Below are 23247 nucleotides of genomic sequence, written 5' to 3'. Positions count from 1 at the left end.
GTCGCGTCTGTCCGCTTCAGGGTGGAATGAGGCTTTGGAGAATGGCCCGGCAGAATGTGGCACAAGAATAGGCCCGCGCCGGGCGGCATGGGAGAAAAAAGCGTTTGGCGCGGGATGCGTCCAAGTCAAGCAGATGCGGAGAAATGCTGCCTATTTCTCCCCCTAAATCGACGAAGCAAGGCGCGTGCGCGTCAATGGACGCTGGTGGGGCGTTCATGCTATAATCGTCGCCATAAAATCCGGAGAGTGATGCCATGCGTTGCGTTGCTGCTGTTGCCGCTTTCCTGGCTTTCTGGCCGGGCCTTCTGCTGGCGCAGGAGGACGCGGGGCTTGACCCGGACACGCCGCCCGCAGTGGTTCGAACAGGGCCGGCGAGTGACGACCGGCTGACCATCCCCATCCGTATAGGCGTGCAGGGTACCTGGAATTTCGTCATCGATACCGGTGCGCAGCGAACGGTCATATCGCGTGACCTGGCCCAGAGGCTGGCGCTTGTGGAGGCGCGGCGGGTGACGATCCTGAGCATGACCGGCCGTTCGGATGTCGGCAGCGTGGACCTGCCGCCGATCGCCTTTGGCACGACCACGATCAAGGATATAGAGGCGCCGGTGCTGGATGGCGATCATCTGGGCGCGCCCGGACTGCTGGGCCTGGATGGATTGCAGTCGAAGCGACTGCTGCTCAATTTCCGCACGGGACGGATGGAGATCAGCGCCAGCAACCGGCGCGTCCGGCCGGAGTCGGATGCGATCATCGTCGAGGCGCGACGGCGTAATGGTCAGTTGATCCTGCTCGATTCGACTGTCGAGGGCAGTAGGGTCAACATCATCCTCGACACCGGCACGAATATCAGTGTCGGTAATATGGCGTTGCTGGCGAAGCTGACGAAAAAGGGGCGTGCCCCTGCCACTACGCCCGCGAGCCTGACGAGCGTCACGGGCGGCGTGCTGATCGGGCAGATCGCGATACTCCGCACAGTGAAGATGGGCGGGGCGACGCTCGTCGATCTGCCGGTGCTGTTTGCCGAAGCCAGCCCCTTCGAGGAATTGGACCTGCATGACCGCCCTGCCCTCTTGCTGGGTATTAATGCGCTCAAGGTATTCGATCGGGTGGCGATCGACTTTGGACGCGGAAAGGTCGACTTCATGATTCCGGATCAGGGATCGTTGGCGGGCGCGCAACTGGCGGATGCGAGGGGTGGGGTTGACATGCCGTGACCATGGAGCCGAACGAATCGGCCCGGTCTAACCCACTGCAATCATCGATATCTGGCGCCCATAGCCCGGCTCGCCAAGATGGCAGGCGCGGCGATAGCTGAAGAAACGGTCAGGCTGGGCGTAGGTATCCTCGTCCAGCATTTCGACCCGGCCGATGCCATAATCGGCGAGGCGGGCGGCGACATAGGCAGCGATGTCAAAAAGCCTGTGACCTTCGCGGGCGGGGGAAAAGAAGCGGGCGTTGTCCGGGGCATGTTCCTCGAACCGGATGGCGAAATCATCGCCCACTTCATAGGAGGCGCGACCAATGCAGGGGCCGATGGCACAGACGATTCGCGTGGAATCAGCTCCCAGCGCAACCATAGCGTCGATCGTGCGGTCGGTGACGCCGCTTATCGCGCCTTTCCACCCGGCATGGGCAGCGCCGACGATAGCGGCGACCGGGTCCACGAACAGCACCGGCACGCAATCTGCGGTCAGGATACCCAGCAACAGACCGGGGCGGTCCGTGACGAGCGCGTCGGCGGCGGGGCGGTCTGTTTCCGGGATGGCTGTGGTGACCGTCACCACATCGGGGGAATGGACCTGCCGCGCGGTGACAAGGATGCTGCCGGGCAGGACCGCATCGCGGGCAAGATCGCGGTTTTTCAGGATGGCCGCGCGGTCGTCCTGCGATCCCAGCCCGACATTGAGGCCCGCATGAATGCCGGTCGAAACCCCGCCCCGCCGTCCTGCGAAACCATGCCGCACCTCACTCAGCGCGCGCGCATTCAACAGTTCGACCACCATGCCTCCTTTTCCGTCGCATCAACGTCCATGTCTTCAACACGCAACATACTTGCGCGCGTCGAAATTGGCGATAGTCTCCCGGTCATAAGCAAAAGGGGCGCGCTTGGTGGCGTGCCGGGCTACACAGAAAAAGGTCCTCCATCCATGATTTTCGGGCGCGTAAAATCACTCGACGCCATATTGGCGACGGCCGAGAAGAAGTCGCTTACGCGCTCATTGGGCGCGTTCCAGTTGACGATGTTGGGTATCGGCGCCGTCATCGGCACCGGTATCTTCGTGCTGACGGCGGAGGCCGCGCAGAAGGCCGGGCCGGGCATGATGCTGTCCTTCGTCATCGCCGGTTTCGTCTGCGCCGTGGCGGCGCTCTGTTATGCGGAGATGGCGGCGATGGTGCCGGTTTCCGGCTCTGCTTATACCTATAGCTATGCCGTGATGGGCGAACTGATCGCCTGGATGGTCGGTTGGGCGCTGATCCTGGAATATGCGGTCGCGGCTGGGGCGGTGTCTGTCGGATGGTCGGGCTATGTCGTCGGCCTTATCGAACATAGCTTCCATATCGACATACCCGACCTTCTGACGCGTGGCCCGTTTGACGGCGGCATGGTCAACCTGCCCGCGATGATGATCGCGGGGCTGGTCACCTGGCTGCTGGTTATCGGTACGAAGGAAAGCGCGACCGTCAACGCCGTGCTGGTGCTGATCAAGGTGGCGGCGCTGACGCTGTTCATCGTGCTTGCCTTGCCTGTGATCAACATGGAGAAGTTCACGCCCTTCGCGCCGCTGGGATTTTCCGGCATTTCGGCGGCGGCGGCCTCGATCTTCTTCGCCTATGTCGGCTTTGATGCTGTTTCGACAGCGGCGGAGGAAACAAAAAATCCACAGCGCAACATGCCGATCGGCCTGATCGGGTCGCTGGGCATCTGCACCATCTTCTACATGCTGGTCGCCGCAGGCGTGATCGGCACCGTGGGCGCGCAGCCGGTGACGCAGGGCGCCATCCCCATCGCGCAGGGCGGCATTGCGCTCGCCCCCGGTTCCACCGCCCTGTCGCAACAATGCGCGGCGCTGGCGGCGGCGGGGACCGAGGCTGTGACCTGTTCCAAGGAAGCGCTGGCCTGGACGCTGCGCGAAATCGGCTGGCCGCAGATCGGCAACCTGCTGGGCCTGGCTGCCGGTCTTGCCCTGCCCTCGGTCATCCTGATGATGATGTTCGGCCAGACCCGCATCTTCTTCGTCATGAGCCGTGACGGCCTGCTCCCGGCCGTCTTCTCAAAGGTGCATCCGACCTTCAAAACGCCCTATGTCATCACCATCCTGACCGGCATTTTCGTGGCGTTGTTCGCTGCTTTCTTCCCGGTTGGCATCCTTGCGGACATCTCCAACTCGGGCACGTTGTTCGCCTTCGCCGCCGTGTCGATCGCTGTGATGGTGCTGCGCCGGACCGATCCGGGTCGCAAACGCCCCTTCCGTACCCCCGCCATCATGGTGACGGCGCCGATCGCCATATTGGGCTGCCTCTACCTGTTCTTCAGCCTGGGGACGGAGACGAAGCTGATGTTCGTCGGCTGGGCAGCGGTCGGCCTGATCGTCTATTTCGCCTATAGCTATCGCCGTAGCCATGTTGGTCGCGGAATCAGCGATACCCATGAGGGCGATGAGGGCATCCCCCCGCAGCCAGTGCCACCGATGCCCGGTGCGCCCACCCCCGGCGGCCAGGACGCATAAGAGACAAGCGCTTATCGGGTCAGCGGATGGTTTCGCTGGCCCGGTCGCGCAGCAAGTCATGATGGGGACGGGTGAAGAGCTGCCCTTTCTCTGCCCAGGCGACGATTCCCAGGGCAACGACACCGAAAACCAGAAAGCCCATCGACAACGGCACCGTGGTGCCGTTGAAGGCGGCACCGACGCCAGCGCCCAGTGCGCTGGAGATAGCGGTGGTCAGAAATGCCTGGAAGGACGAGGCGACGCCTGCCCCTTTCGCGAACGGCTCCATGGAGATGGAACTGAAATTGGACGCAGTGAAGGAAACCGTCAGCATTGTTATCGCCTGAAGGGTGACGAAGGTCACAATCGTCTCGATACCGGTCAAGGCGACCAAGAGATGCACGATCGAGATGAAAATCAGGGCCACCAGTGCGGTCTGGCTCATGCGGCGCGCGCCGAAACGCTGGACGAGGCGGCTGTTGACGAGGCCCCCTACCCCCATGCAGCCCGCCATCGCCGCAAAGGCGAGCGGAAACACGCGAGCAGCGTCGAAAATGTCGAAGAATATCTGCTGCACCGACAGGATGAAGCTGACCAACCCACCCATGATGACGCCGCTGGCCAGCATATAGCCGATCGCGAGGCGATGGGTGACGACCCGGCCGATGGTTTCCCCGATCCCGCGCGGATCGATCGGCAGACGGTTTTCAGGGCGCAGCGTTTCGGTCATCCGCGCCATCATCCAGGCGGTGACAAGGACGGCCAGAATTGCCAGCGTCCAGAAGATCCAGCGCCAGGGAGCGACCCACAACACCGCCTGGCCGAAGCTGGGCGCGAGTACGGGAATGATCATGAAGACGGCGAAGATCAGCGACATGACGCGCGCCATGGCATCGCCGTGAAACTTGTCGCGGATGATGCCGACGGTAATGACTCGGCTGGCGCCCGCAAAGAAGCCCGCCAAGCCGCGCGCGACAAGCAGCATGGTGAAGCTTTGCGCGGCGGCGCAGGCGACGGTGCAGAGGGCGAACAGGCCAAGCGCGACGCCCATGACCGGCTTTCGTCCAAAACGGTCAGACAGGATACCGAACAACAGCGAGCCAATTCCTACGCCCAGGAAATAGACGCTGATGATCATCTGCCGGTCGTTGGGATGCGGGATGGCCAGATCGCGGCCGATGGCTGGCAGGGCTGGTAGCATCGGATCGATCGACAGCGCATTCATCGCCATAAGCGCCGCGCAGAGCAGAACGAATTCGTGAAAACCAATGGCCGGCGCGTCGGCTGCCGGAGCGGGCGGGGGCGGACTATGCTGCATTGCGGCGGATATGGGACCGTTGGCCGCAAGACGCCAGTGCGAATCGCCATTTTGTCCGATTTGGCGCGTTAACCTTGCAAACGCGCGGAAGTGCAGCGTTGAATCTGTAAAAGTGCGAGTGTGCGTTAACCATTTTTTATCGCCTGCCGGTGCAATTTGCCTCCTACCGAAATCCGTCCGCAAAGGTATGGCCATGGGTAGCAGTTTAAAAAGCGCGCAATTTCTGATCGAAAGTCGCCTGTCGGGCGCAGCCACGGGTTCGCCCGATGCCTGTCTGGATCTGGGCATGGCCTATAGCTGTGGCACCGGCGGGGTCGATATTGACCTGATCGAGGCGCATAAATGGTTCAATATCGCTGCCTTGAACGGCAGTGAGGCGGCGCAGTCCTTTCGCTCCGACATTGCTGAGGAAATGACCGCGCGCGAAATCGCCGAGGCGCAGCGTCAAGCGCGCGCCTGGATCATCGCGACACAGGCTCGCGCCGCCTGACAGGGCTTACAGGCGGATCAGTCCGCTCGGTGCGACCCGTCCTTGCGGAAAGGCGCATGTTCGCGAAGCCATGACCGGTCCTGCTGGACCCCTGACCGCTCGGCCTTGAGAAAATCGGCTACGGCACGGCGGAACGACGGATTAGGGATATGGTGCGCCGACCATGTCGGCTCTGGCGTATAGCCCCGCGCCAGCTTGTGGCTCCCCTGCGCTCCTGCCTCGACACGGTTGAGGCCGCGCGTGATGGCGACGTCGATCGCCTGATAATAGCAGAGTTCGAAATGCAGATTGGGCACGTCTTCGACGCAGCCCCAATAGCGGCCGTACAGCGTATCCGCGCCGATCAGGTTGAGCGCGCCTGCAATCGGCTTCCCCTCCCGCATGGCCAACATCAACAATATCCTGTTGCCCATCGTCTCGCCCAGCAGCGAGAAGAAGGGTCGGGTGAGATAGGGCTGGCCCCATTTGCGGGCGCCCGTGTCCTGATAGAAATGCCAGAATATGTCCCAATGCGCTTCGGTCAGCATAGCGCCGGTCAGGTGGACGATCTCCAGCCCCTGCACCGCGCGTTCCCGTTCCTTGCGGATATTCTTGCGCTTGGCGCTGGAGAGGTCGGCCAGGAAATCGCCGAAATCCTTATAGCCCTGATTGATCCAGTGAAACTGGCTATCCTCGCGGATCAGCCAGCCTGCCGCCTCGAAAACGGGAAGCTGACTTTCCTCGACGAAAGTGGCGTGGGCGGAGGAGAGTTCGTTCTGGCCCACCACTGTTTCGATTCCAGCGATCAGCGCGGGGCCTAGCGACGAATCGCGCAGCAGCAGGCGCGGGCCGGGTACGGGTGAGAAAGGCGCGGCGATCTGGATCTTGGGGTAATAATCGCCCCCTGCCCTTTGCCACGCATCGGCCCAGCCATGGTCGAACACATATTCGCCCTGGCTGTGGGTCTTGGCATAAGCGGGTGCGGCGGCGGCAAGGCGTCCATCCGCACCGTCGATCAATATGGGCAGCGGTTGCCAGCCGGTGCCCGGTCCGACACTGCCCGACCGTTCGAGCGCGGTCAGGAAATCCCAACTGACGAAGGGATTGGCACTCCCGGCACAGGCGTCCCATTGATCTTTCGGGATTTCCGACACGCCATTGGCGAGGCGGGCGACGACATCGTTCATGCGGCCACCTCCTCGAAGATGATCTGGTCGGCATGGGTTCCGGCGCGCTCGCGCTGTTCCAGGGTGCGTACCGTCCAGCTCAGCACGGGCAAGCCCCGGCGGCGGGCGCGGATGGCGAGCGACGACGGAAGATCGGATATGTCACAGGCCAGGAAATCGGGTCTGGCAAGGGCAAGCGCAAGGGTGCGGCTGACTATACCGCGCAGACCGTGGCTGTCGCGCTGCGTAACGACCAGTCCGCGCGGCACATGCGGCGCATGGACGGCGAACCAGCGGGGGACGAGCGGATTGAAGGACATGATGGCGACAGTTGCGGTACCCGTCGCTTTGATGTCGGCCAGAACGGCCGTGCAAATCGGGGCGACCTGATGGCCATCGACCTTGACCTCGATCAGCAGGGGCGTTGCGCTGGCGGTAGTGAGGGGGAGCAATCTGGCAAGGCGGGGAATCGGGCCACCGTCGGGCAGGGAAAGGGCGCCAAGAGCCGCAGCGTCGCGTGTTGCGACAGACCCCGCCTCCCCTGTCAGTCGGTCGAGCGTGGCGTCATGGAATATCATCGCCACGCCATCGGCGCTGAGGCGCACATCGCACTCGATGCCAAAGCCAGCGGCGATGGCCGCGCGGAAGGCGGCCATGCCATTTTCGCTACGCCCCCCGCCATGCGCCCCGTCTCCATGCAATCCACGATGGGCGAAAGGGCGCGCGGTCAGGAAGGCCTGATCAGGCGCGGACCTCAACGATCGCATCCACTTCAACAACGGCGCCGAGCGGCAGGACCGGCACACCCACGGCGCTGCGGGCGTGTTTGCCCGCGTCGCCGAAAATCTCGACCATCAGTTCGGACGCGCCATTGGCGACCTTGGGCTGATCGGTAAAGCTGCCCGCGCTGTTGACGAACGCGCCGAGCTTCACGATCCGGCTAACCCGGTCGAGGCTGCCAAGCGCGGCCTTCATCTGGGCGACCAGCATCAGGGCGCAACGGCGTGCGGCCTCCACGCCATAATCAAGGTCGCGGTCCTCGCCCAGCCGACCCGTCATCACCTGTCCATCCAGAAAGGGAAGCTGGCCGGAAATATGCAGCAGGCCGCCTGTCTCGACGGCAGGGACATAGGCGGCGACCGGGGCGGCCGCCTGCGGCAGCACGATGTTACGTTCAGCGAGGCGGGCTTCGATGCTCATGATGATGTAATCTCCATGGATGGGATAAGGGGGGCCGGTCCTTGGGCAAGGTGCTGCGCGATCCAGTCGCGCGCGCTGGCCCAGTCGTCGATGCGGGTGTGGGCATGGGGGCTGGGGCGCACATTCACGGCCACCTCCGGTTCGCCGACCATATGCAGCCGCCAGACGCCAGGCGCATGCTTCTCCACCGACTGGTGATGTTCGCCCAGGTCGTCGATGAAGAGGGCAACGCTGGGTTGCCGATCCGCGACGATGCGGGCGAGCGGGCGGCCCTTGCCCCCCTGGTTCCAGAAGACCGGCAGATGCAGGCCGTGCCCGGCCAGTTGTTCTACCCGCCCCAGATGATGCCGCTCGCCGATATTGGTGAGGACGACGATATCGGCGTCTGCCGACAGGGCATGCAGCGCTTCGACCGCGCCAGCGATCGGCGCCTGCCGGTGCATTTCGGTGTCGAAGAAGGCGACCAGCAATTCCCAGACCAGTTCCCGCTCCACCGGCAGGTCGCTGTCCTTGTGGCGCAGTGCCTCGGTGAAATTCTGGCCGCGCACATCGAAATGGACTGCATGCGTTTCGTCCAGCCATTGGCGGAACGGGACGATCATGTGCAGCAGCACCTCGTCGCAATCGGTTATGATGAGCGGGCGGGTCATTATGTCAGTGCCTTTCGTGCAGCGACCAGCGCTTCTGGACTGGAGCCGATGGCGTCGGCGCAGGCAAGCAGGTCAGGCTCATGTTCGGCCAGGAAACCGAGCACAGCGCCCAGCACCGTCGGATCGTTGACCCCTGCCCGCAGCGCGTCGGCGTCGAGACCTGTGAGCGCCAGCAGCCTGTCGGCGCGTCGGCTATCAGCTACGATCCAGCCCAGCGCCATCAGCGAGAGGGTTGTGGCGTCGGTTACCCCTTCTTTGCGTGGGGCGCCGCCCTTGCCAATTTCACTGTCGGGTCGCATGATCGGGCCTCTGGCAGGTGAGCCGTGCGCGGCACGGCGCAACCAGGCTTTTTACAGGATGTGGGTGACTGGTGGCAAAGCGCGTGCTCGTTGTCGAGGATAACGAACTCAATCTCAAACTTTTTTGCGACCTGCTGCGTGCCCATGGGCATGAAGTGATGGCGGTACGGGATGGGCGCGACGTTGTCGAACAGGCGCGCGCCTTCATGCCGGACCTTGTGATCATGGACATTCATCTGCCCCATGTCAGCGGCCTGGATCTGATCATTGCGCTGAAGGCAGACCCGGCCCTTGCGGTTGCGCCAATCATGGCCGTCACCGCCTATGCCGGGAAGGGGGACGAGGACCGCATCCGTGAGGCTGGAGCGGAAGCCTATGTGTCCAAGCCGATTTCCGTGCTGCGTTTCATCGAGCAGGTGAACGCGCTGCTTTGAGTCGAGTGGCCTGTCACTTGGCCCTGTCACCGGATCGTCACGCACATTTCATCGGTCCGTCATCGGTCCGTCCTCCCCAAGTCATTCCCCTCTGTCAACCGGGCAGTGTGCGGCGCCTTGCCGCCGTAAAGCCATAACGGCACATACAGGGGTATATTCATGTCACATCTGACCGACGAGGCGCGCGCGCCTTTCCGAGACGCGCAGCCGCAGATCGGCTTTGGCGACGATTGCCTGGAAGCGATCGTCGCGGCCAATCCGGGCCGCCGCTCCATCCTGAAAAATGGCCTGCTGGGCCTGTCGATCCTGCCGATGCTGGGAACGCTGGCCGCGTGCGACGATGACGACGACGTAACGCCGACGCCTGCACCGACGCCGACCCCCACACCCACGCCGACCCCCGCCCCCAGTTACGGGATCAACTTCGCGCCGGTAGCCCTCAACCAGAACGACACCGTCACCGTGCCGACCGGCTACACCGTCGACGTGTTGCTGAAGGCGGGCGATTCGGTCGAAACTGGCACCCCCTATTCGGGCAGCTTCCCGACCCCCGCCGATGCCGAGAAATGGGCGGGCGGCAATCATGACGGCATGGAATATTTCACCCTGACCGGCGCGGACGCCAATGCAAGCGGCCTGCTGGTGATGAACCACGAACTGCCTGACTTTAATATCCTGTTCTCCGGCAGCTATAACGCCGCGACCGCCACGGCCGACCAGAAGGCGCTTGCCCTTTCCGCCGTAGGTGTCTCCGTGATCGAGATCGCCAAGGGCACGGACGGCAAATGGGCAGTCAAGGCTGGATCGAAATATAACAAACGCTATACCGGCAACACCAGCTATCGCGTTGGCGGCCCCGCCGCTGGCCAACTGTCGGGCACCATCAAGGGCACACTCAATAATTGCTCGTCGGGGAGCACCCCCTGGGGCACCTACCTGACCTGTGAAGAGACGATGGATAACTATCTCGATCCGACACAGCCTGCCACAAATTATGGCTGGGTGGTCGAGATCGACCCCTATCAGGAACTGGCCGCACCGACCAAGCGCACAGCCATGGGCCGCTTCAACCATGAAAATGTCGCCTATATGACGGACAGCAATCAACGTGTCGCCTTTTACATGGGTGACGACAACACGCCCGGCTGTATCTACAAATTCATTCCTGAGCGGGCGTTCAACAGTACCAACCGGGCGGCCAATATCGGCCTGCTCGATGACGGTACGCTCTATGTCGCCCGTTTCAACGCGGACGGCACAGGTGAATGGCGCGCCCTGGTGCAGGGCCAGAACGGTCTGGTCGCAGGCGCCAGCGATCCCGGTAATACCAGCCAAAGCACAACCGTGCCGACCCCCACGGTCGTTAATTTCAACTTCCAGTCCGACGTATTGATCAATACCCAGTCGGCTGCCCGGGTTGCTGGCGGCACGATCATGGATCGACCCGAATGGCTGACGGTCGCGCCTGACAACAGCGCGATCTACTGCACGCTCACCAATAACAGTGGCCGCCGCGTCACCGACGCCGCCAATCCGCGTGTCACCAACCTGCACGGCCATATCATCAAGTTCAAGGAAGAGGCCAACTCGCCGCTGGCGACGAAGTTTACCTGGGAAATCTTCCTGCTGGCGGGCGATCCCAAATTGTCAGCCGGTGGCAGCAATCTGGTGGGTAATATCAACGGTGACACATTCTCAAGCCCCGATGGCCTACGCATCGATCCCAAGGGTCGCATGTGGGTCCAGACCGACCATAGCGTGCCGGGCAGTTCGGGCGTTACTGGCCTGACCATTGACGCGGCCTTCGGCCATAATGCGATGTTCCATGTGGATCAGGTCAGCAAGCTGTCGAAGCGTTTCCTGGTGGGGCCGCTGGGTTGCGAGATTACCGGCCTCGCCTATACGCCGGACCTCAACACCTTCTTTGTCAATATTCAGCATCCAACGGGCAACTGGCCGGTGTCGGGGCAGCAGCCCCGTTCCTCGACCATCGTCGTTCGCCGCACCGACGGTACAGCGGTCGGTAACTGAGGCCAGGACGGGAATCCCCGGCCTTCGGGTCGGGGATTTTCGAAAAAGGCAAGGCAGCAACAAGGAAAGGCCCGTTCCCTTAAGGGAGACGGGCCTTTTTCCTGTTCCGGCATTAAGCCTGGATGCCTTGATCCCAAACGTGGTTCGGGATGATCTTTGGCAGCTTGCGCTACCGTCAGATCACTTGATCTTGGCTTCCTTGAACTCGACATGCTTGCGCACGACGGGGTCATATTTGCTGAAGCTCAGCTTTTCGGTCTTCGTGCGCGGGTTCTTCTTGGTGACGTAGAAGAAGCCGGTGTCAGCGGAGCTGACGAGTCTGATCTTGACGGTCGCTGGCTTAGCCATGGCCCAAATCCTTGGTCTTGAAAAATCGACGAAAAAGAAAAGCGGCCCCAACCGGACCGCCCCGTTCCAGCGGTGCCCATTGGGCGAGATTCGCGCTGCTGTCAAGGGTTGGGTGCAGGTGCGGCATAGAGAATGGCGTAGTTTACGTGGTCTTAATCCCTCGCGCGCATGATCGCTATTGGGGCAACAGGCCAAGGGGGACGATCCCATGCGACAGGATGCGACACTGGTGATTCGGGCCGACATATTGCGGCGTATCGACGCGCTGGCGGCACAGCGCGGGCATCTGTCCGCGTCGCGCATCCATGATGAGGTCGACCAGATCCGCCATATCGCCCGCAGCTTTCACTTCGACGCGGTGGAAGGGCTGGCCGACACATTGCAGAGCGTAATTTCCGTCAACGGCCATGGCCCGACCGTCCTCTCCTATCTGGACCTTATGCGCGAGGCGGCGGTCGAGATGGTCGTGATTCCGGCCTCTCATATCCTCGTTTCCCCGATCCAGCCGCACCTGCGCGCCTGATACGTAGCTGATATAAGCCGGACGTGGATGCTCTGCTGACAGCTTTGCTCGGTTGCCTGTTGGGTGAGATGGGCGACAAGAGCCAGTGGCTGGTGCTGGCGCTGGCCAGCCGATATCAGCGCGATGGTGTGGTTCTGGCGGGCGTCGCTATCGCTGCCGCCTGTAACGCCGCGCTTTCGGCGGCTGCGGGGGCTTTGTTGGCGCCGATGCTGGCGGGCAATGCGCGCCTTCTTTTCCTCGCGCTCGCCATCCTGTTCCTTGGCGTGGGCATGGTGTTTCGGGTCAAGCGGCCTGATATGCTGGACGGGTGGAAGCTGGGTGCTTTCCTGACCACCGCTTTTGGTCTTTTCATCCTGGGATTCGGGGACGGGCCGCAATTCCTGATTCTGGGCATTGCGACGCGCACCGGTGATCCGGTTATGGCTGCTATCGGCGGCGCGGTTGGCGTGACGCTGGCGGCGGTGCCGGTCATCGCGCTGCGCGAGCAATTTTATCATCATGGGGCGTTACGCGCGGTGCGGTTGGGCGGCGGCGTGATGCTGTTGGTCGTTGGCGGATTGATCGCGGCCTCTGCGTTGGCCATTCTCTGATCGATCCACTCAATCAGGCCAAGTGAAAATATCGGGCACCGTTTCGTGGCACCAACTTGACGGCGGGTCGTTATTGAGCCGAAACCAAGGCATCGAACTGGAGGACCCCTGCATGACCGCCCCCGACCTTAAAACCCCGACCGACCTGAAAAGCAATGCCACCAAATCCGTGGCCGAAGCGTTGAACGGCGTGCTCGCCGACAGCTATGCGCTGTATTTCAAGACCAAGAATTTTCACTGGCATGTGTCCGGCCCGCATTTCCGCGATTATCATTTGATGTTCGACGATCAGGCGGGGCAGATATTGGCGACCACCGATCTGATCGCGGAGCGGGTTCGCAAGACGGGCAACACGACCTTGCGGTCGATCGGCGACATTTCCCGGCATCAGACTGTCAAGGATAATGACGCCGATTATGTGAGCGCCGCCGACATGCTCAACGAATTGCGCGAGGATAATCTCAAGCTGGTCGAAGCGCTGCGCGCCACCAAGGCCGCGGCGACCGAGGCTGGCGACAATGCGACCGAAGGCATTGTTGACGACTGGACCGACCAGGCCGAAGAGCGCGCCTGGTTCCTGTTCGAAGCGGGCCGCAACGCGTAAGACTATCCGATCTTCAACGCCGTCCGGTAAATTCCGGGCGGCGTTTTTGCAGGAAGGCAGCGACGCCCTCCTGCCCATCGGGGCCAGCGGCGGCGGAGGCGATGCCGCGGGCCTCCACCTCCAATTGGGCTTCCAGACCGGCGCCATAGCTGGCGAGAAGCTGTGCGCGGACCGTGCCGATCGCGCCGGTCGCAGCGGCGGCCAGTTTACGCGCCGTCGTCATAGCCTCTTCCGTCAAAGATTCATCGGCAACCGTGCGGGTGACGAGGCCAATTTTCGCCGCCTCCTCAGCGTCGATTCGCTCATTGGTCAGTAGCATCTCCTGAGTGCGGCGCAGGCCGATGAGGCGTGGCAGCAGCCAGGTCGCGCCGCCATCCGGGGTCAGGCCGATGCCGGGATAGCCGGGCGTGAAATTGGCCGATGCCCCGGCGATAACGATATCGCCCATGATGGCGAGGCCCAGCCCCGCGCCGGCGGCGGGGCCGTTGACGGCGCATAATAGCGGCTTGTTCATGCGCGCAAGGCGCGATGTCGCCATGTGCAGCGTGCCGGCCAGCTCGCTCAGCACCTGTCCGGCGCGTGTCCCTGCCGACTGCATCAGGCCGATGTCGCCGCCCGCGCAGAACATGCGCCCTGCCCCGGTCAGCACCACGCAGCGCACGCTCTCATCCTGATCGACGTCGATCGCCGCCTCGACCAGCCCGCGCGCCAACGCCGGGTTGATGGCGTTGAACTGGTCGGGACGATTGAAGGTGATGGTGGCGACCGCACCGTCGCGGCTCAGGGTTACGGCGTCGGTCACGGCTATCACTCTCCTTTTGCGATCGGCTCTATGGCCAATATTTCTATTGCTCCGTCTCGCCCGACGAAATCCACGCTTTCGTGGACTTCAACGTCCATCATCGCGCGGGCGAGCGGCGCGGAAAAGGCAATGCGCCCTTCTGCCGGATCGGCCTCGTCATCGCCGACGATGGCGATGCGCTTGTCCTGCCCGTTCAGGCGATAGGTGACACGGGTGCCGAAGGCGACGACGTGGCCATCGGGCACGGGCATCAGCTCCGCCGTCGCCAGCCGGGTACGCCAGTAACGCAGGTCGCGTTGCAGTTTCTTGCGGGGTTCCTCGTCGGTCTCTGCCGCGACGGCGGCTTCCAGCCCCTCGACCTTCGTTCGGGTAAGGGCAAGGCCACGGGCGGTCACGCGGTTGGGACCGGGCGGGATCGGCAGCTCGAACTTGGGTTCCAGATGTTCGTCATCGCCCTCACGGCGAAAGGCGACGCTCATGGCATCAATCCTCGTCGAACAGGCCGGCGAGTTGTTCGACCATCATGCCGCCAAGCTGTTCGGCGTCCATGATGGTGACGGCGCGGCGATAATAGCGGGTGACGTCATGGCCGATGCCGATCGCCACCAATTGCACTGGCGAGCGATTCTCGATCCAGTCGATCACCTGACGCAGATGCCGCTCCAGATAGGTACCGCTGTTGACCGACAGCGTCGAATCATCGACCGGCGCGCCATCGGAGATCACCATCAATATCCGGCGCTCTTCATTACGGGCGATAAGGCGTGCGTGCGCCCACAGCAGCGCCTCGCCGTCGATATTCTCCTTGAGCAGCCCCTCGCGCATCATCAGGCCCAGATTCTTGCGCGCACGCCGCCACGGCTCGTCCGCCTTCTTGTAGATGATGTGGCGCAGGTCGTTGAGGCGGCCGGGCAGCGGCGGGCGACCGGCGGTCAGCCATTCCTCACGCGCCTGTCCGCCCTTCCAGGCGCGGGTGGTGAAACCCAATATTTCAGTCTTCACGCCGCAGCGTTCCAGCGTGCGGGCCATGATGTCGGCGCTGATTGCGGCGATGCTGATCGGGCGGCCGCGCATCGAGCCGCTATTGTCGATCAGCAGGGTAACGACGGTGTCGCGAAATTCCGTGTCGCGCTCGACCTTGTAGGACAACGAGTGGGTCGGGTCGATGACGATGCGGGCGAGGCGTGCGGCGTCGAGCATCCCCTCCTCCTGATCGAAGTCCCAACTGCGCGACTGTTGCGCCATCAGGCGGCGTTGCAGGCGGTTGGCGAGCTTCGTGACCGCGCCCTGAAGACTGACGAGCTGCTGGTCGAGGAAGCCGCGCAGGCGCAGCAGTTCATCCTCGTCGCACAGTTCCTCCGCCGTGACGATCTCGTCATGGCGGGTCGTATAGGGCTTATAGTCGAAGCCGGGGGGCAGGTCGGACAGCGGGCGATTGGGGCGGACGGGCATCATGCCCTCCTCCCCCATCTCGTCGGCGCCTTCCTCGCTGTCGGCGTCGAACTCGTCGCTATAATCCTGTTCGCCGTCCTCCGTGTCGCCGCCCTGATCGTCGGCGCGGGCTTCGGCATTCATGTCGCTGTCACCGGGCTGATCCTCGCCCGAATCGCCCTCTTCCTGCTGCTCCTCCTGATCCTCGCCCTCCTGCTCCGACTCGCTTTCGTCGGTTTCGGGGGGGGCGTCGGCATCGACCAGTTCCAGATGCTCCAGCATCGCCTGCGCCAGCTTCTGAAAGGCGCGCTGATCGTCGAGCGCCAGGCCGAGCGCATCAAGGTCGGCTCCGGCCTTATCCTCGATCCACTGGTCGATCATCGCCATCGGGGCGGCGACATCCTCGGGAATGGGCTGGCCGGTCAGCCGCTCGCGCACCTTGAGCGCCAGTGCGGTCGAGAGCGGCACTTCGTCGGCGGAGCGGGCGCGGCGGATGGGATCGGATTTGAGCCGCATCTCCAGCGCGCTGTTGAGATTGTCGCGGACCCCCGCCATCGACCGCGCGCCGATCGCCTCCACCCGCGCCTGCTCGACCGCGTCATAGACGGCGCGCGCCACCGCTTCGCCGGGGGCATGGGCGGCATGGATGCGGGCATTGTGATGGCGCATCTTCAGCGCATTGGCGTCGGCAAAGCCACGTGCCAGCGCGACCTGATCGGCGGGCAGGGTGCGACCGGGGGTGGGCACCTTGATCGCCTTGCCCGCCATATGCGGGGCGTCGGCGGTGAAGCCAACCTCCACCTCCGCGTCGCGCGTGATCGCCCGCGCCGCGCCGGACAGCACGTCCTTGAATGCGTCGAGGGGGGAGCGATCGGCCATGATGTCAGGCGGCGAAGACGGGCCTCAGCCCGCCTTCCCCACCACGCTTTCGGGCAGATCCATGCCGAAGACGCGCTGATAATATTCGGCGACCAGCGCGCGTTCCGCCTCATCGCATTTGTTGAGGAAGGACAGGCGGAAAGCGAAGCCGACATTCTTGAAGATCAGCGCGTTCTGCGCCCAGCTTATGACTGTGCGGGGGGACATGACGGTCGAGATGTCGCCGTTGACGAAGCCCTGACGGGTCAACTCCGCCACCTTGATCATATTCTCCACTTCCTTGCGGCCGCCCTCATGGTCGTATTCGCCGGACTTGGCGAGGACGATCTGGGCCTCCGTCGCGGCGGGCAGATAGTTCAGGGTGACGACCAGATTCCAGCGGTCCATCTGGCCCTGATTAATCTGCTGCGTGCCGTGATAGAGGCCGGTCGTGTCGCCAAGGCCGACCGTGTTGGCGGTCGCGAACAGGCGGAAATGCGGGTTGGGACGGATAACGCGGTTCTGGTCGAGCAGGGTCATCTTGCCGTCCGTCTCCAGCACGCGCTGGATCACGAACATGACGTCGGGGCGACCCGCATCATATTCGTCGAACACCAAGGCGACCGGACGCTGGAGCGACCACGGGAGCAGGCCTTCCTTAAATTCCGTGACCTGCTGCCCGTCCTTCAGCACGATGGCGTCGCGACCCACCAGGTCGATACGACTGATATGCGCGTCCAGATTGATGCGGATGCACGGCCAGTTCAGGCGGGCGGCCACCTGTTCGATATGGGTCGACTTGCCGGTGCCGTGATAGCCCTGAACCATCACGCGGCGGTTGAAGGCAAAGCCCGCCAGAATCGCCAATGTCGTGTCCGGGTCGAACACATAGGCGGGATCAAGGTCGGGGACGCGTTCGTCGGCCTGCGAAAAGGCGGGGATCTTCATGTCCACGTCGATGCCGAAAATATCGCGCGCATTAACCTCGCGGTCGGGCCGCTCCAGCAGCGTTTCGTCGCGCGTATCGGGCTGGACGTTGGAAATGTCGGTCATGATCGGTGTCAGTCTTTCTGCGAGTCCTTATTGCCCCTAACCCAAGGGGCAAGCGCCTGTCGATAGAGTGGCGATGGCACGGGCGTGGATCAAGCTGCCCATTCCGACAGATTGGCCTCCTGCCCTATCAACGCCAAACCATGGGCGATGGAGGTCAGTTCCCCGCCGGTGGCGATACGGTCTGCTCCAAAGCGCGCTTCGAAGATGCGGCGGATGGCTGGGATCAGCGACGATCCGCCGGTCAGGAAGATGCGGTCGATGGCATCGGGGGCGACGGCGGCCCTCTCCAATGCGCGGTCCACCGTTGCCTCGATCCGGGCGATGTCAGGGGCGATCCAGCGTTCGAAATCGGCGCGGGTGACGTCGGCTTCGATTGACAGGCCGCCACCGCTGAAGTGGAAATGGGCGTTTTCGCTGTCGGACAGGGCGCGCTTCAATTGTCCGACCGAATCATAGAGCGGATAGCCCAGTTCCTGCTCGATCACGGTGATCATCCGGCCGATGGCGGGGCCGTCAATCGCGCTTTTCTGAAGCCGCGCCAGTTCCTCCATCGTCCGCCGGTTCCGCATCAGCGCCAGACGTGACCAGTCGGCGAAGTCGGCGAAATAGCTGCGGGGAATTTCCAGTTCTTTGTCGAACGATTTGTAGCTACTGCCCTTCCCCAGCATCGGCAGCACCAGATGGTCGAGGATGCGATAGTCGAAACGGTCGCCCGCAATGCCGATGCCCGCCGACCCCAGCGGCTCGCAACGCCGCGCCGCGCCGGGCGCCGCCACGCGCACGATCGAAAAATCGCTGGTGCCGCCGCCAAAGTCCGCGACCAATAGGGTGGCGGGATCGGTCAGGCGGCTGGCATAGCTGAACGCTGCGCCCAGCGGTTCATAGACATAGTGGATTTCGCTGCCGAACCCCTTGAACATGGCGTCATAGCGTTGTCGCGCCAGTGCCTCGTCAGGGCGCGAGCCTGCATATTCGACCGGGCGGCCCACGACGATCCGCTCTGGCCGCGCGTCCAGCCCGCCCCTGGCATGGCCGATCATCCGCTCCAGAAAGCGCTGGCCCAGTTCCTCGAAGCGATAGCGTTTGTCGAAAATGCTCGCGCTTTCGAAGATCGGGCTGGCGGCGACCGACTTGAACGACTGGATGAAGCGGCTGTCCTGCGGATATTCCAGATATTCGGCGATCGCCCATGGCCCCGCCTCATGCGCGATCGTCTTGCCATCGTCGCCATGCCAGAAACACAGCGCCGACCGGAAGACCGCGCCGCTTGCCTGCCCGCCGACGAAATCGACCAGTTGCGATTCACCGTCATTGGCGATGGCAGCAACGCTATTGGTCGTGCCGAAGTCGAGGCCCAGGGCGCGGGACTGCATGATCATTCTCCGGGATGGCTGGGGGCGGCGCCTATGGCAGTCGTACCCTGCAATAGCAAGGTGATGCTACGGGATCGGATCAGGCGAAGGCTGCGGCCTTGCGCAGATGTCCATAGGCTTCGATCACGCCCTGAAGCGCCCCTTCATGGCTGCGGTCACCGCCATTATGATCGGGGTGATAGCGGCGCACCAGTTCGGTGTAGCGCTGGCGCAGCGCCTTTCGGTCGGCGTCGACAGCAAGGCCCATGACGTCGAGCGCCTTGCGATCATCGGCGGAGAGCATCCGGCCATCATCCCGCATTTTCTGCGCGCGCGCGGCGCGGTCCATCCGTTCGCGAAACTTTGCGCTGATGGCGTCCAGAGGATCGGAGAAGTCGGCCCATTTGGGCGGCGGGGTGGTGCCGTTGGTAGAAAAGGCCCGCGTCTCCCGCTCCCATCCCGCAAAGGGGCGTTGCGCCGCCTCGATCTCGTCAGGGGTCATGCCGCTGAAGAAATTATAGCCCTGATTGAAGGCGCGCACATGGTCGAGACACAGCCAGCGCCAGCGCGGCCCCTCATGCCCGCCGCCCTGTCCTTCCGGCGGCGGCGCACGAAATTCGCCCGATTCCTCGCAGCCGGGGGCTGCGCAGGGGCGATCACTTTCCACGCGGCCATGGAAGCGGTTGAAACGGCGGTTCGAGAAGGGATCGGTAGCCAAGTCTATCCTGATGCAAGTCGGTTCGGATTTGCCTATATAGGCGCAATGACCCAGATGCTCAAAGGCCCGGTGGCCACAGAAATCGAGGCGCGGCTGCGCGCTGCCCTGAACCCGCAACAACTCGACGTGATCGACGACAGCGAAAAGCATCGCGGCCATGCCGGGCATGACGGATCGGGCGAAAGCCATTTCACCGTCGAGATCGTGGCGGACCGTTTCGTGGGAGAGAGTCGCGTCGGCCGTCAGCGGCTGGTCAACGCCGCGCTCGCCGAACTGCTGCGCGACAAGGTGCACGCGCTGGCGATCAAGGCGCGGGCGCCGGGGGAGTGACCGGTCGGCCCACGCGTCCATCGGCCCGGCTGTTGCTGTGCGATCCGGACGGGCGCCTGTTGCTCTTTCGGTTTACGCCGCCTGATCGCGCGCCCTTCTGGTGTACGCCGGGCGGAGCGCTCGATCCGGGGGAGGATTTTCCCGATGCGGCCCGCCGCGAATTGCTGGAGGAGGTCGGGCTGATCGCTGAGCCGGGGCCGGTGGTCGCCGTTCGCCACGCTACTTTTGTCAGCCTGGAGGGTGTGGAGGTGGATGCGGAGGAGCAATATTTCCTCGTCCACGCGCCCGACGACCGGGTCGATCCCTCGCGCCACACCGCACTGGAAAGACGCGTGATGCAAAGCTGGCGCTGGTGGACGCCCGAGACTCTGGCCGCCTGTACCGAAGCCTATTTTCCCGTCGACCTCATTCCGCTCTGGACCGGGTTGGTTGGAGCGCAACCGCTGGAGACGCTTTCATGACGTTAGACGACCTGATCATCCAGACGATTGCGCCCACCACCCACAATCTGGGTGATTTCAAAGTACATCGCGCGTTGCCCGCCAAGGGGCGGACGATGGTGGGACCGTTCATCTTCTTCGATCAGGCCGGGCCTGCGCGGATTGCGCCGGGACAGGGGGTCGACGTGCGGCCGCATCCGCACATCAACCTGGCGACCGTCACCTATATGTATGAGGGGTCATTCCTGCACCGCGATTCACTGGGGACCGAGCAGTTGATCGAGCCGGGCGCGGTCAATCTGATGACGGCGGGCAAGGGCATCGTCCATTCAGAACGGTCGCCGGACGAGGAGCGCGTGAAACTGTCGAAGCTATCGGCGATCCAGACCTGGCTGGCGCTGCCCGAGCGTGATGAGGAAATGGACCCTGCCTTTGAACATGTGAGCGAGGGTGGCCTGCCGATCATCGACTGCGGCCATGCCCGCGCGCGGGTGATCATGGGCACGCTATGGGGCGAAACGGCGCCCGTCACCACCTACGCCAACACCATCTACGCTGACATATTGCTGATGCCCGGTGGCAGCGCGCCGATCGACGCGGGCGCGGAAGAGCGGGCCATCTATGTGTCTGGCGGGGACGCGGCGCTCGACGGCGTCGCGCTGGCGCCGCAGACGCTCTACGTGCTGCGGCCCGGCGTTTCCGCGACGCTGTTCAGCGTTGATGGCGGGCGCGTGATGCTGTGTGGAGGAGAGGCCTTTTCCTCGCCCCGCCATGTCTGGTGGAATTTCGTATCGTCCAGCACTGACCGGCTGATGCAGGCGCGTGAGGATTGGGAGGCGATGCGCTTTCCCCTGATCCCCGGCGACGATCAGGAGTTTATCCCGATCCCGCAGGGACGGCCCAAGACGGTCAGCTATCCGTGACGCATGGGATTCCAGCCGTTGCCCTTTCCCCCCGCGCGCAGTAAAGGCCGCCGGTCATGACCCGCCCCCTCACCCTCGCCATTCCCAAAGGCCGTATCCTGGAAGAAGCGCTGCCCATGCTGGCGCGCGTCGGGATCGAGCCGGAAGCGGATTTCCACAACAGCAAGTCGCGCGCGCTGCGTTTCGCCACCAATCGGCCGGATGTGTCGATCATCCGGGTGCGCGCGTTCGACGTGGCGACCTTCGTCGCGCATGGTGCGGCGCAGATCGGCATTGTTGGATCGGACGTGGTCGAGGAGTTCGATTATTCTGAACTCTACGCGCCCGTCGATCTCGATATCGGGCATTGCCGCCTGTCGGTCGCCGAGCCGGAGGGGCTGGACGGGGAAAATGAGGCGGCGTTGAGCCATGTGCGCGTCGCCACCAAATATCCCCACCTCACCCGCAAGCATTTCGAGGCGCAGGGGCTTCAGGCTGAATGCGTGAAGCTGAACGGCGCGATGGAGCTGGCGCCCTCGCTGGGCCTGTCGCGGCGGATCGTCGATCTCGTCTCGTCGGGTGCGACGCTGAAGGCCAATGGCCTGGTCGAAACCAGCGTCATCATGCAGATTTCCGCGCGGCTGATCGTCAATCGCGCCGCCTATAAGATGCGCTCGGCTGAACTGGTGCCACTGGTCGAGGCGTTTCGCCGGGCCGTCGGGGTGCGCGATGCCGCTTAGGCTCGACAGCCGGGAGGCGGGCTTTGCTACTGCCTTCGCCGCGCTGGTCGATGCCCGGCGAGAGGCGGACAAGGATGTGTCGCGGGACGTGACGGCGATTCTCAAGCGCGTTCGGGCCGAGGGCGATACGGCGCTGGCCGACTATACGCAGCGGTTCGACCGGCATGATCTTGACGTGAGCGGCTGGGCGGTGACGCCCGCCGAGTGCCGCGCGGCGCTGGACGGTATTTCGACCGAGTTGCGCGATGCGCTGGAACTCGCGGCGGACCGGATCGCGACCTATCACCGCAAGCAGAAACCTGTGGACAGCGACTCTGTCGATGCGGCGGGCGCGCGGCTGGGCGCGCGCTGGAGCGCTGTCGATGCGGCGGGCCTCTATGTCCCCGGCGGGCGGGCCGCCTATCCCAGCTCGCTGCTGATGAATGTCATTCCTGCCAAGGTCGCGGGCGTCGAACGGATAACGATGGTCACGCCGACCCCCAATGGCGAGATTAATCCGCTGGTGTTGGCGGCTGCGGCTATCGCTGGGATCGAGGAAATCTGGCGAGTGGGCGGCGCGCAGGCGATCGCAGCGCTTGCTTACGGTACTGACCGGATCAAGCCTGTCGATGTCATCACAGGCCCCGGCAATGCCTGGGTCGCGGAGGCCAAGCGCCAGCTTTACGGCGTCGTGGGCATCGACATGGTGGCGGGACCGTCGGAAATCGTTGTCGTGGCCGACGCGAAAAATGATCCGGACTGGATTGCCGCCGATCTGCTCAGCCAGTCGGAACATGATCCGACCAGCCAGTCTATCCTGTTCACCGATGACGCGGCCTTTGCCGATGCCGTCGCGACGGCGGTCGAGCGGGCGATCCCGCACCTACATACCGCAGCGGTTGCGCGGACCAGTTGGGATGCCAATGGGGCTATCATATTGGTCCCCGATCTGAACGAAGCCATTCCGCTGTGCGACCGTCTTGCGCCCGAGCATCTCGAACTGGCGGTGGACGATCCTGATGCGCTGTTCGCACAGGTGCGCCATGCCGGGTCGGTGTTTCTGGGCCGGATGACCCCTGAAGCCGTTGGCGATTATGTGGCCGGGCCGAACCATGTGCTGCCGACTGGGCGCCGTGCGCGCTTTTCCTCGGGCCTGTCGGTGCTCGATTTCATGAAGCGTACCAGCTTTCTCAGCCTCGACCGCGCCGCCATCGGCGCGATCGGCCCGGCGGCGGTGGCGCTGGCACAGGCCGAGGGGCTGCCTGCCCATGCCGCTTCGGTGGCGCTTCGACTCAAATAA

27 protein-coding genes are annotated in these 23247 nt (G+C 63.5%); 13 read left to right on the top strand and 14 right to left on the bottom strand.

Annotation, left to right across the window (positions count from 1 at the left end; genetic code table 11):
• Positions 1–254 precede the first annotated feature (254 nt).
• Complete coding sequence (locus WFR25_RS02175) at positions 255–1217, top strand: retroviral-like aspartic protease family protein (protein ID WP_336968089.1); 963 nt, start codon at positions 255–257, stop codon at positions 1215–1217.
• A gap of 27 nt (positions 1218–1244) precedes the next feature.
• On the opposite strand, the gene pgeF is transcribed toward WFR25_RS02175, so the two are convergent.
• Positions 1245–2003, bottom strand: a complete 759-nt coding sequence (pgeF, locus tag WFR25_RS02170) for a peptidoglycan editing factor PgeF (protein WP_336974610.1) — start codon at positions 2001–2003, stop codon at positions 1245–1247.
• Positions 2004–2150: 147 nt separating this feature from the next.
• On the opposite strand from pgeF, the gene WFR25_RS02165 reads away from it, so the two are divergent.
• Positions 2151–3731 carry an amino acid permease gene (locus WFR25_RS02165; protein ID WP_336968087.1) on the top strand — a complete coding sequence of 527 codons (1581 nt, stop codon included), beginning with the start codon at positions 2151–2153 and terminating at the stop codon, positions 3729–3731.
• A gap of 19 nt (positions 3732–3750) precedes the next feature.
• Here WFR25_RS02165 and WFR25_RS02160 read toward each other — a convergent pair whose 3' ends face one another.
• Positions 3751–5028 (bottom strand): multidrug effflux MFS transporter, encoded by a 1278-nt coding sequence (locus tag WFR25_RS02160; protein WP_336968084.1) that lies wholly within the window; start codon positions 5026–5028, stop codon positions 3751–3753.
• A 193-nt stretch (positions 5029–5221) separates the two neighbouring features.
• Here WFR25_RS02160 and WFR25_RS02155 point away from each other — a divergent pair, with 193 nt between their 5' ends.
• Positions 5222–5518, top strand: a complete 297-nt coding sequence (locus WFR25_RS02155) for an SEL1-like repeat protein (protein WP_336968081.1) — start codon at positions 5222–5224, stop codon at positions 5516–5518.
• A gap of 17 nt (positions 5519–5535) precedes the next feature.
• Here the strand turns inward: WFR25_RS02155 and WFR25_RS02150 are convergent, their stop codons facing one another.
• From WFR25_RS02150 to WFR25_RS02130, 5 genes are read right to left on the bottom strand one after another with little or no spacing between them, the layout of a single operon-like run.
• Positions 5536–6684, bottom strand: a complete 1149-nt coding sequence (locus WFR25_RS02150; RefSeq protein WP_336968078.1) for a GNAT family N-acetyltransferase — start codon at positions 6682–6684, stop codon at positions 5536–5538.
• Positions 6681–7421 carry a glycerophosphodiester phosphodiesterase family protein gene (locus tag WFR25_RS02145; protein ID WP_336968076.1) on the bottom strand — a complete coding sequence of 247 codons (741 nt, stop codon included), beginning with the start codon at positions 7419–7421 and terminating at the stop codon, positions 6681–6683. The genes WFR25_RS02150 and WFR25_RS02145 overlap by 4 nt, the downstream gene beginning before the upstream one ends.
• Entirely contained in the window at positions 7405–7863 is a 459-nt protein-coding gene (locus WFR25_RS02140; protein WP_336968074.1) for a RidA family protein, read from the bottom strand. The genes WFR25_RS02145 and WFR25_RS02140 overlap by 17 nt, the downstream gene beginning before the upstream one ends.
• Entirely contained in the window at positions 7860–8513 is a 654-nt protein-coding gene (locus WFR25_RS02135) for an HAD family hydrolase (protein WP_336968072.1), read from the bottom strand. The genes WFR25_RS02140 and WFR25_RS02135 overlap by 4 nt, the downstream gene beginning before the upstream one ends.
• Positions 8513–8812: a DUF3572 domain-containing protein gene (locus WFR25_RS02130; RefSeq protein ID WP_336968069.1), complete on the bottom strand. Its 300-nt coding sequence runs from the start codon at positions 8810–8812 to the stop codon at positions 8513–8515. The genes WFR25_RS02135 and WFR25_RS02130 overlap by 1 nt, the downstream gene beginning before the upstream one ends.
• 71 nt (positions 8813–8883) lie before the next feature.
• Here WFR25_RS02130 and WFR25_RS02125 point away from each other — a divergent pair, with 71 nt between their 5' ends.
• Positions 8884–9246: a response regulator gene (locus tag WFR25_RS02125; protein WP_336968067.1), complete on the top strand. Its 363-nt coding sequence runs from the start codon at positions 8884–8886 to the stop codon at positions 9244–9246.
• Between the two features lie 159 nt (positions 9247–9405).
• Complete coding sequence (locus WFR25_RS02120; protein ID WP_336968066.1) at positions 9406–11277, top strand: PhoX family protein; 1872 nt, start codon at positions 9406–9408, stop codon at positions 11275–11277.
• Positions 11278–11457: 180 nt separating this feature from the next.
• Here the strand turns inward: WFR25_RS02120 and rpmG are convergent, their stop codons facing one another.
• Positions 11458–11625: a 50S ribosomal protein L33 gene (gene rpmG / locus WFR25_RS02115; RefSeq protein ID WP_184081231.1), complete on the bottom strand. Its 168-nt coding sequence runs from the start codon at positions 11623–11625 to the stop codon at positions 11458–11460.
• A 208-nt stretch (positions 11626–11833) separates the two neighbouring features.
• On the opposite strand from rpmG, the gene WFR25_RS02110 reads away from it, so the two are divergent.
• The 3 genes from WFR25_RS02110 to WFR25_RS02100 all read left to right on the top strand — a co-directional run bounded on the left by WFR25_RS02110 (position 11834) and on the right by WFR25_RS02100 (position 13342).
• Positions 11834–12148 carry a hypothetical protein gene (locus WFR25_RS02110; RefSeq protein ID WP_336968060.1) on the top strand — a complete coding sequence of 105 codons (315 nt, stop codon included), beginning with the start codon at positions 11834–11836 and terminating at the stop codon, positions 12146–12148.
• 23 nt (positions 12149–12171) lie between these two features.
• Positions 12172–12738, top strand: coding sequence for a TMEM165/GDT1 family protein (locus WFR25_RS02105; RefSeq protein WP_336968058.1), 567 nt, complete (start codon positions 12172–12174; stop codon positions 12736–12738).
• Between the two features lie 112 nt (positions 12739–12850).
• Entirely contained in the window at positions 12851–13342 is a 492-nt protein-coding gene (locus WFR25_RS02100; RefSeq protein ID WP_336968057.1) for a Dps family protein, read from the top strand.
• A 13-nt stretch (positions 13343–13355) separates the two neighbouring features.
• Here the strand turns inward: WFR25_RS02100 and WFR25_RS02095 are convergent, their stop codons facing one another.
• The 6 genes from WFR25_RS02095 to WFR25_RS02070 all read right to left on the bottom strand — a co-directional run bounded on the left by WFR25_RS02095 (position 13356) and on the right by WFR25_RS02070 (position 19556).
• Positions 13356–14144: an enoyl-CoA hydratase/isomerase family protein gene (locus WFR25_RS02095; protein ID WP_336968054.1), complete on the bottom strand. Its 789-nt coding sequence runs from the start codon at positions 14142–14144 to the stop codon at positions 13356–13358.
• 5 nt (positions 14145–14149) lie between these two features.
• Positions 14150–14623, bottom strand: a complete 474-nt coding sequence (locus WFR25_RS02090) for a GreA/GreB family elongation factor (RefSeq protein ID WP_336968052.1) — start codon at positions 14621–14623, stop codon at positions 14150–14152.
• A gap of 4 nt (positions 14624–14627) precedes the next feature.
• On the bottom strand, positions 14628–16454 hold the full coding sequence (gene cobT, locus WFR25_RS02085) for a cobaltochelatase subunit CobT (protein ID WP_336968051.1): 1827 nt from the start codon (positions 16452–16454) through the stop codon (positions 14628–14630).
• 24 nt (positions 16455–16478) lie between these two features.
• Positions 16479–17486: a cobaltochelatase subunit CobS gene (gene cobS, locus WFR25_RS02080; RefSeq protein WP_336968049.1), complete on the bottom strand. Its 1008-nt coding sequence runs from the start codon at positions 17484–17486 to the stop codon at positions 16479–16481.
• A gap of 89 nt (positions 17487–17575) precedes the next feature.
• Complete coding sequence (locus tag WFR25_RS02075; protein WP_336968047.1) at positions 17576–18865, bottom strand: Hsp70 family protein; 1290 nt, start codon at positions 18863–18865, stop codon at positions 17576–17578.
• Between the two features lie 73 nt (positions 18866–18938).
• On the bottom strand, positions 18939–19556 hold the full coding sequence (locus tag WFR25_RS02070; RefSeq protein ID WP_336968045.1) for a J domain-containing protein: 618 nt from the start codon (positions 19554–19556) through the stop codon (positions 18939–18941).
• 45 nt (positions 19557–19601) lie between these two features.
• On the opposite strand from WFR25_RS02070, the gene WFR25_RS02065 reads away from it, so the two are divergent.
• The 5 genes from WFR25_RS02065 to hisD are packed head-to-tail and all read left to right on the top strand — an operon-like array spanning position 19602 to position 23247.
• The gene (locus tag WFR25_RS02065; protein WP_336968044.1) at positions 19602–19886 is read left to right on the top strand and encodes a BolA family protein; all 285 of its coding nucleotides are present in this window, start codon (positions 19602–19604) and stop codon (positions 19884–19886) included.
• A complete protein-coding gene (locus WFR25_RS02060; protein ID WP_336968042.1) occupies positions 19883–20347 on the top strand; it encodes an NUDIX hydrolase in 465 nt (154 codons plus the stop codon). Before WFR25_RS02065 ends, WFR25_RS02060 begins: the two co-directional genes overlap by 4 nt.
• Complete coding sequence (locus tag WFR25_RS02055; protein WP_336968040.1) at positions 20344–21249, top strand: pirin family protein; 906 nt, start codon at positions 20344–20346, stop codon at positions 21247–21249. The genes WFR25_RS02060 and WFR25_RS02055 overlap by 4 nt, the downstream gene beginning before the upstream one ends.
• Before the next feature lie 56 nt (positions 21250–21305).
• Positions 21306–21968, top strand: coding sequence for an ATP phosphoribosyltransferase (gene hisG / locus WFR25_RS02050; protein ID WP_336968037.1), 663 nt, complete (start codon positions 21306–21308; stop codon positions 21966–21968).
• On the top strand, positions 21958–23247 hold the full coding sequence (gene hisD, locus WFR25_RS02045) for a histidinol dehydrogenase (protein ID WP_336968035.1): 1290 nt from the start codon (positions 21958–21960) through the stop codon (positions 23245–23247). Before hisG ends, hisD begins: the two co-directional genes overlap by 11 nt.

The sequence above is a fragment of the Sphingobium aromaticiconvertens genome (genome assembly GCF_037154075.1).
GTDB lineage: Bacteria > Pseudomonadota > Alphaproteobacteria > Sphingomonadales > Sphingomonadaceae > Sphingobium > Sphingobium aromaticiconvertens.
This window is presented reverse-complemented; position numbering and strand designations above follow the sequence as displayed.

Bases quoted from the DNA above. Each gene is read 5' to 3' on its own strand.
- WFR25_RS02155 (WP_336968081.1), top strand. From the start codon at position 5,222: ATGGGTAGCAGTTTAAAAAGCGCGCAATTTCTGATCGAAAGTCGCCTG.
- WFR25_RS02075 (WP_336968047.1), bottom strand. From the start codon at position 18,865: ATGATCATGCAGTCCCGCGCCCTGGGCCTCGACTTCGGCACGACCAAT.
- hisD (WP_336968035.1), top strand. From the start codon at position 21,958: ATGCCGCTTAGGCTCGACAGCCGGGAGGCGGGCTTTGCTACTGCCTTC.
- WFR25_RS02165 (WP_336968087.1), top strand. From the start codon at position 2,151: ATGATTTTCGGGCGCGTAAAATCACTCGACGCCATATTGGCGACGGCC.
- WFR25_RS02135 (WP_336968072.1), bottom strand. From the start codon at position 8,513: ATGACCCGCCCGCTCATCATAACCGATTGCGACGAGGTGCTGCTGCAC.
- WFR25_RS02175 (WP_336968089.1), top strand. From the start codon at position 255: ATGCGTTGCGTTGCTGCTGTTGCCGCTTTCCTGGCTTTCTGGCCGGGC.
- cobS (WP_336968049.1), bottom strand. From the start codon at position 17,486: ATGACCGACATTTCCAACGTCCAGCCCGATACGCGCGACGAAACGCTG.
- rpmG (WP_184081231.1), bottom strand. From the start codon at position 11,625: ATGGCTAAGCCAGCGACCGTCAAGATCAGACTCGTCAGCTCCGCTGAC.
- WFR25_RS02055 (WP_336968040.1), top strand. From the start codon at position 20,344: ATGACGTTAGACGACCTGATCATCCAGACGATTGCGCCCACCACCCAC.
- WFR25_RS02160 (WP_336968084.1), bottom strand. From the start codon at position 5,028: ATGCAGCATAGTCCGCCCCCGCCCGCTCCGGCAGCCGACGCGCCGGCC.
- WFR25_RS02110 (WP_336968060.1), top strand. From the start codon at position 11,834: ATGCGACAGGATGCGACACTGGTGATTCGGGCCGACATATTGCGGCGT.
- cobT (WP_336968051.1), bottom strand. From the start codon at position 16,454: ATGGCCGATCGCTCCCCCCTCGACGCATTCAAGGACGTGCTGTCCGGC.
- WFR25_RS02065 (WP_336968044.1), top strand. From the start codon at position 19,602: ATGACCCAGATGCTCAAAGGCCCGGTGGCCACAGAAATCGAGGCGCGG.
- WFR25_RS02130 (WP_336968069.1), bottom strand. From the start codon at position 8,812: ATGCGACCCGACAGTGAAATTGGCAAGGGCGGCGCCCCACGCAAAGAA.
- WFR25_RS02150 (WP_336968078.1), bottom strand. From the start codon at position 6,684: ATGAACGATGTCGTCGCCCGCCTCGCCAATGGCGTGTCGGAAATCCCG.
- WFR25_RS02140 (WP_336968074.1), bottom strand. From the start codon at position 7,863: ATGAGCATCGAAGCCCGCCTCGCTGAACGTAACATCGTGCTGCCGCAG.
- WFR25_RS02090 (WP_336968052.1), bottom strand. From the start codon at position 14,623: ATGAGCGTCGCCTTTCGCCGTGAGGGCGATGACGAACATCTGGAACCC.
- WFR25_RS02100 (WP_336968057.1), top strand. From the start codon at position 12,851: ATGACCGCCCCCGACCTTAAAACCCCGACCGACCTGAAAAGCAATGCC.
- WFR25_RS02120 (WP_336968066.1), top strand. From the start codon at position 9,406: ATGTCACATCTGACCGACGAGGCGCGCGCGCCTTTCCGAGACGCGCAG.
- hisG (WP_336968037.1), top strand. From the start codon at position 21,306: ATGACCCGCCCCCTCACCCTCGCCATTCCCAAAGGCCGTATCCTGGAA.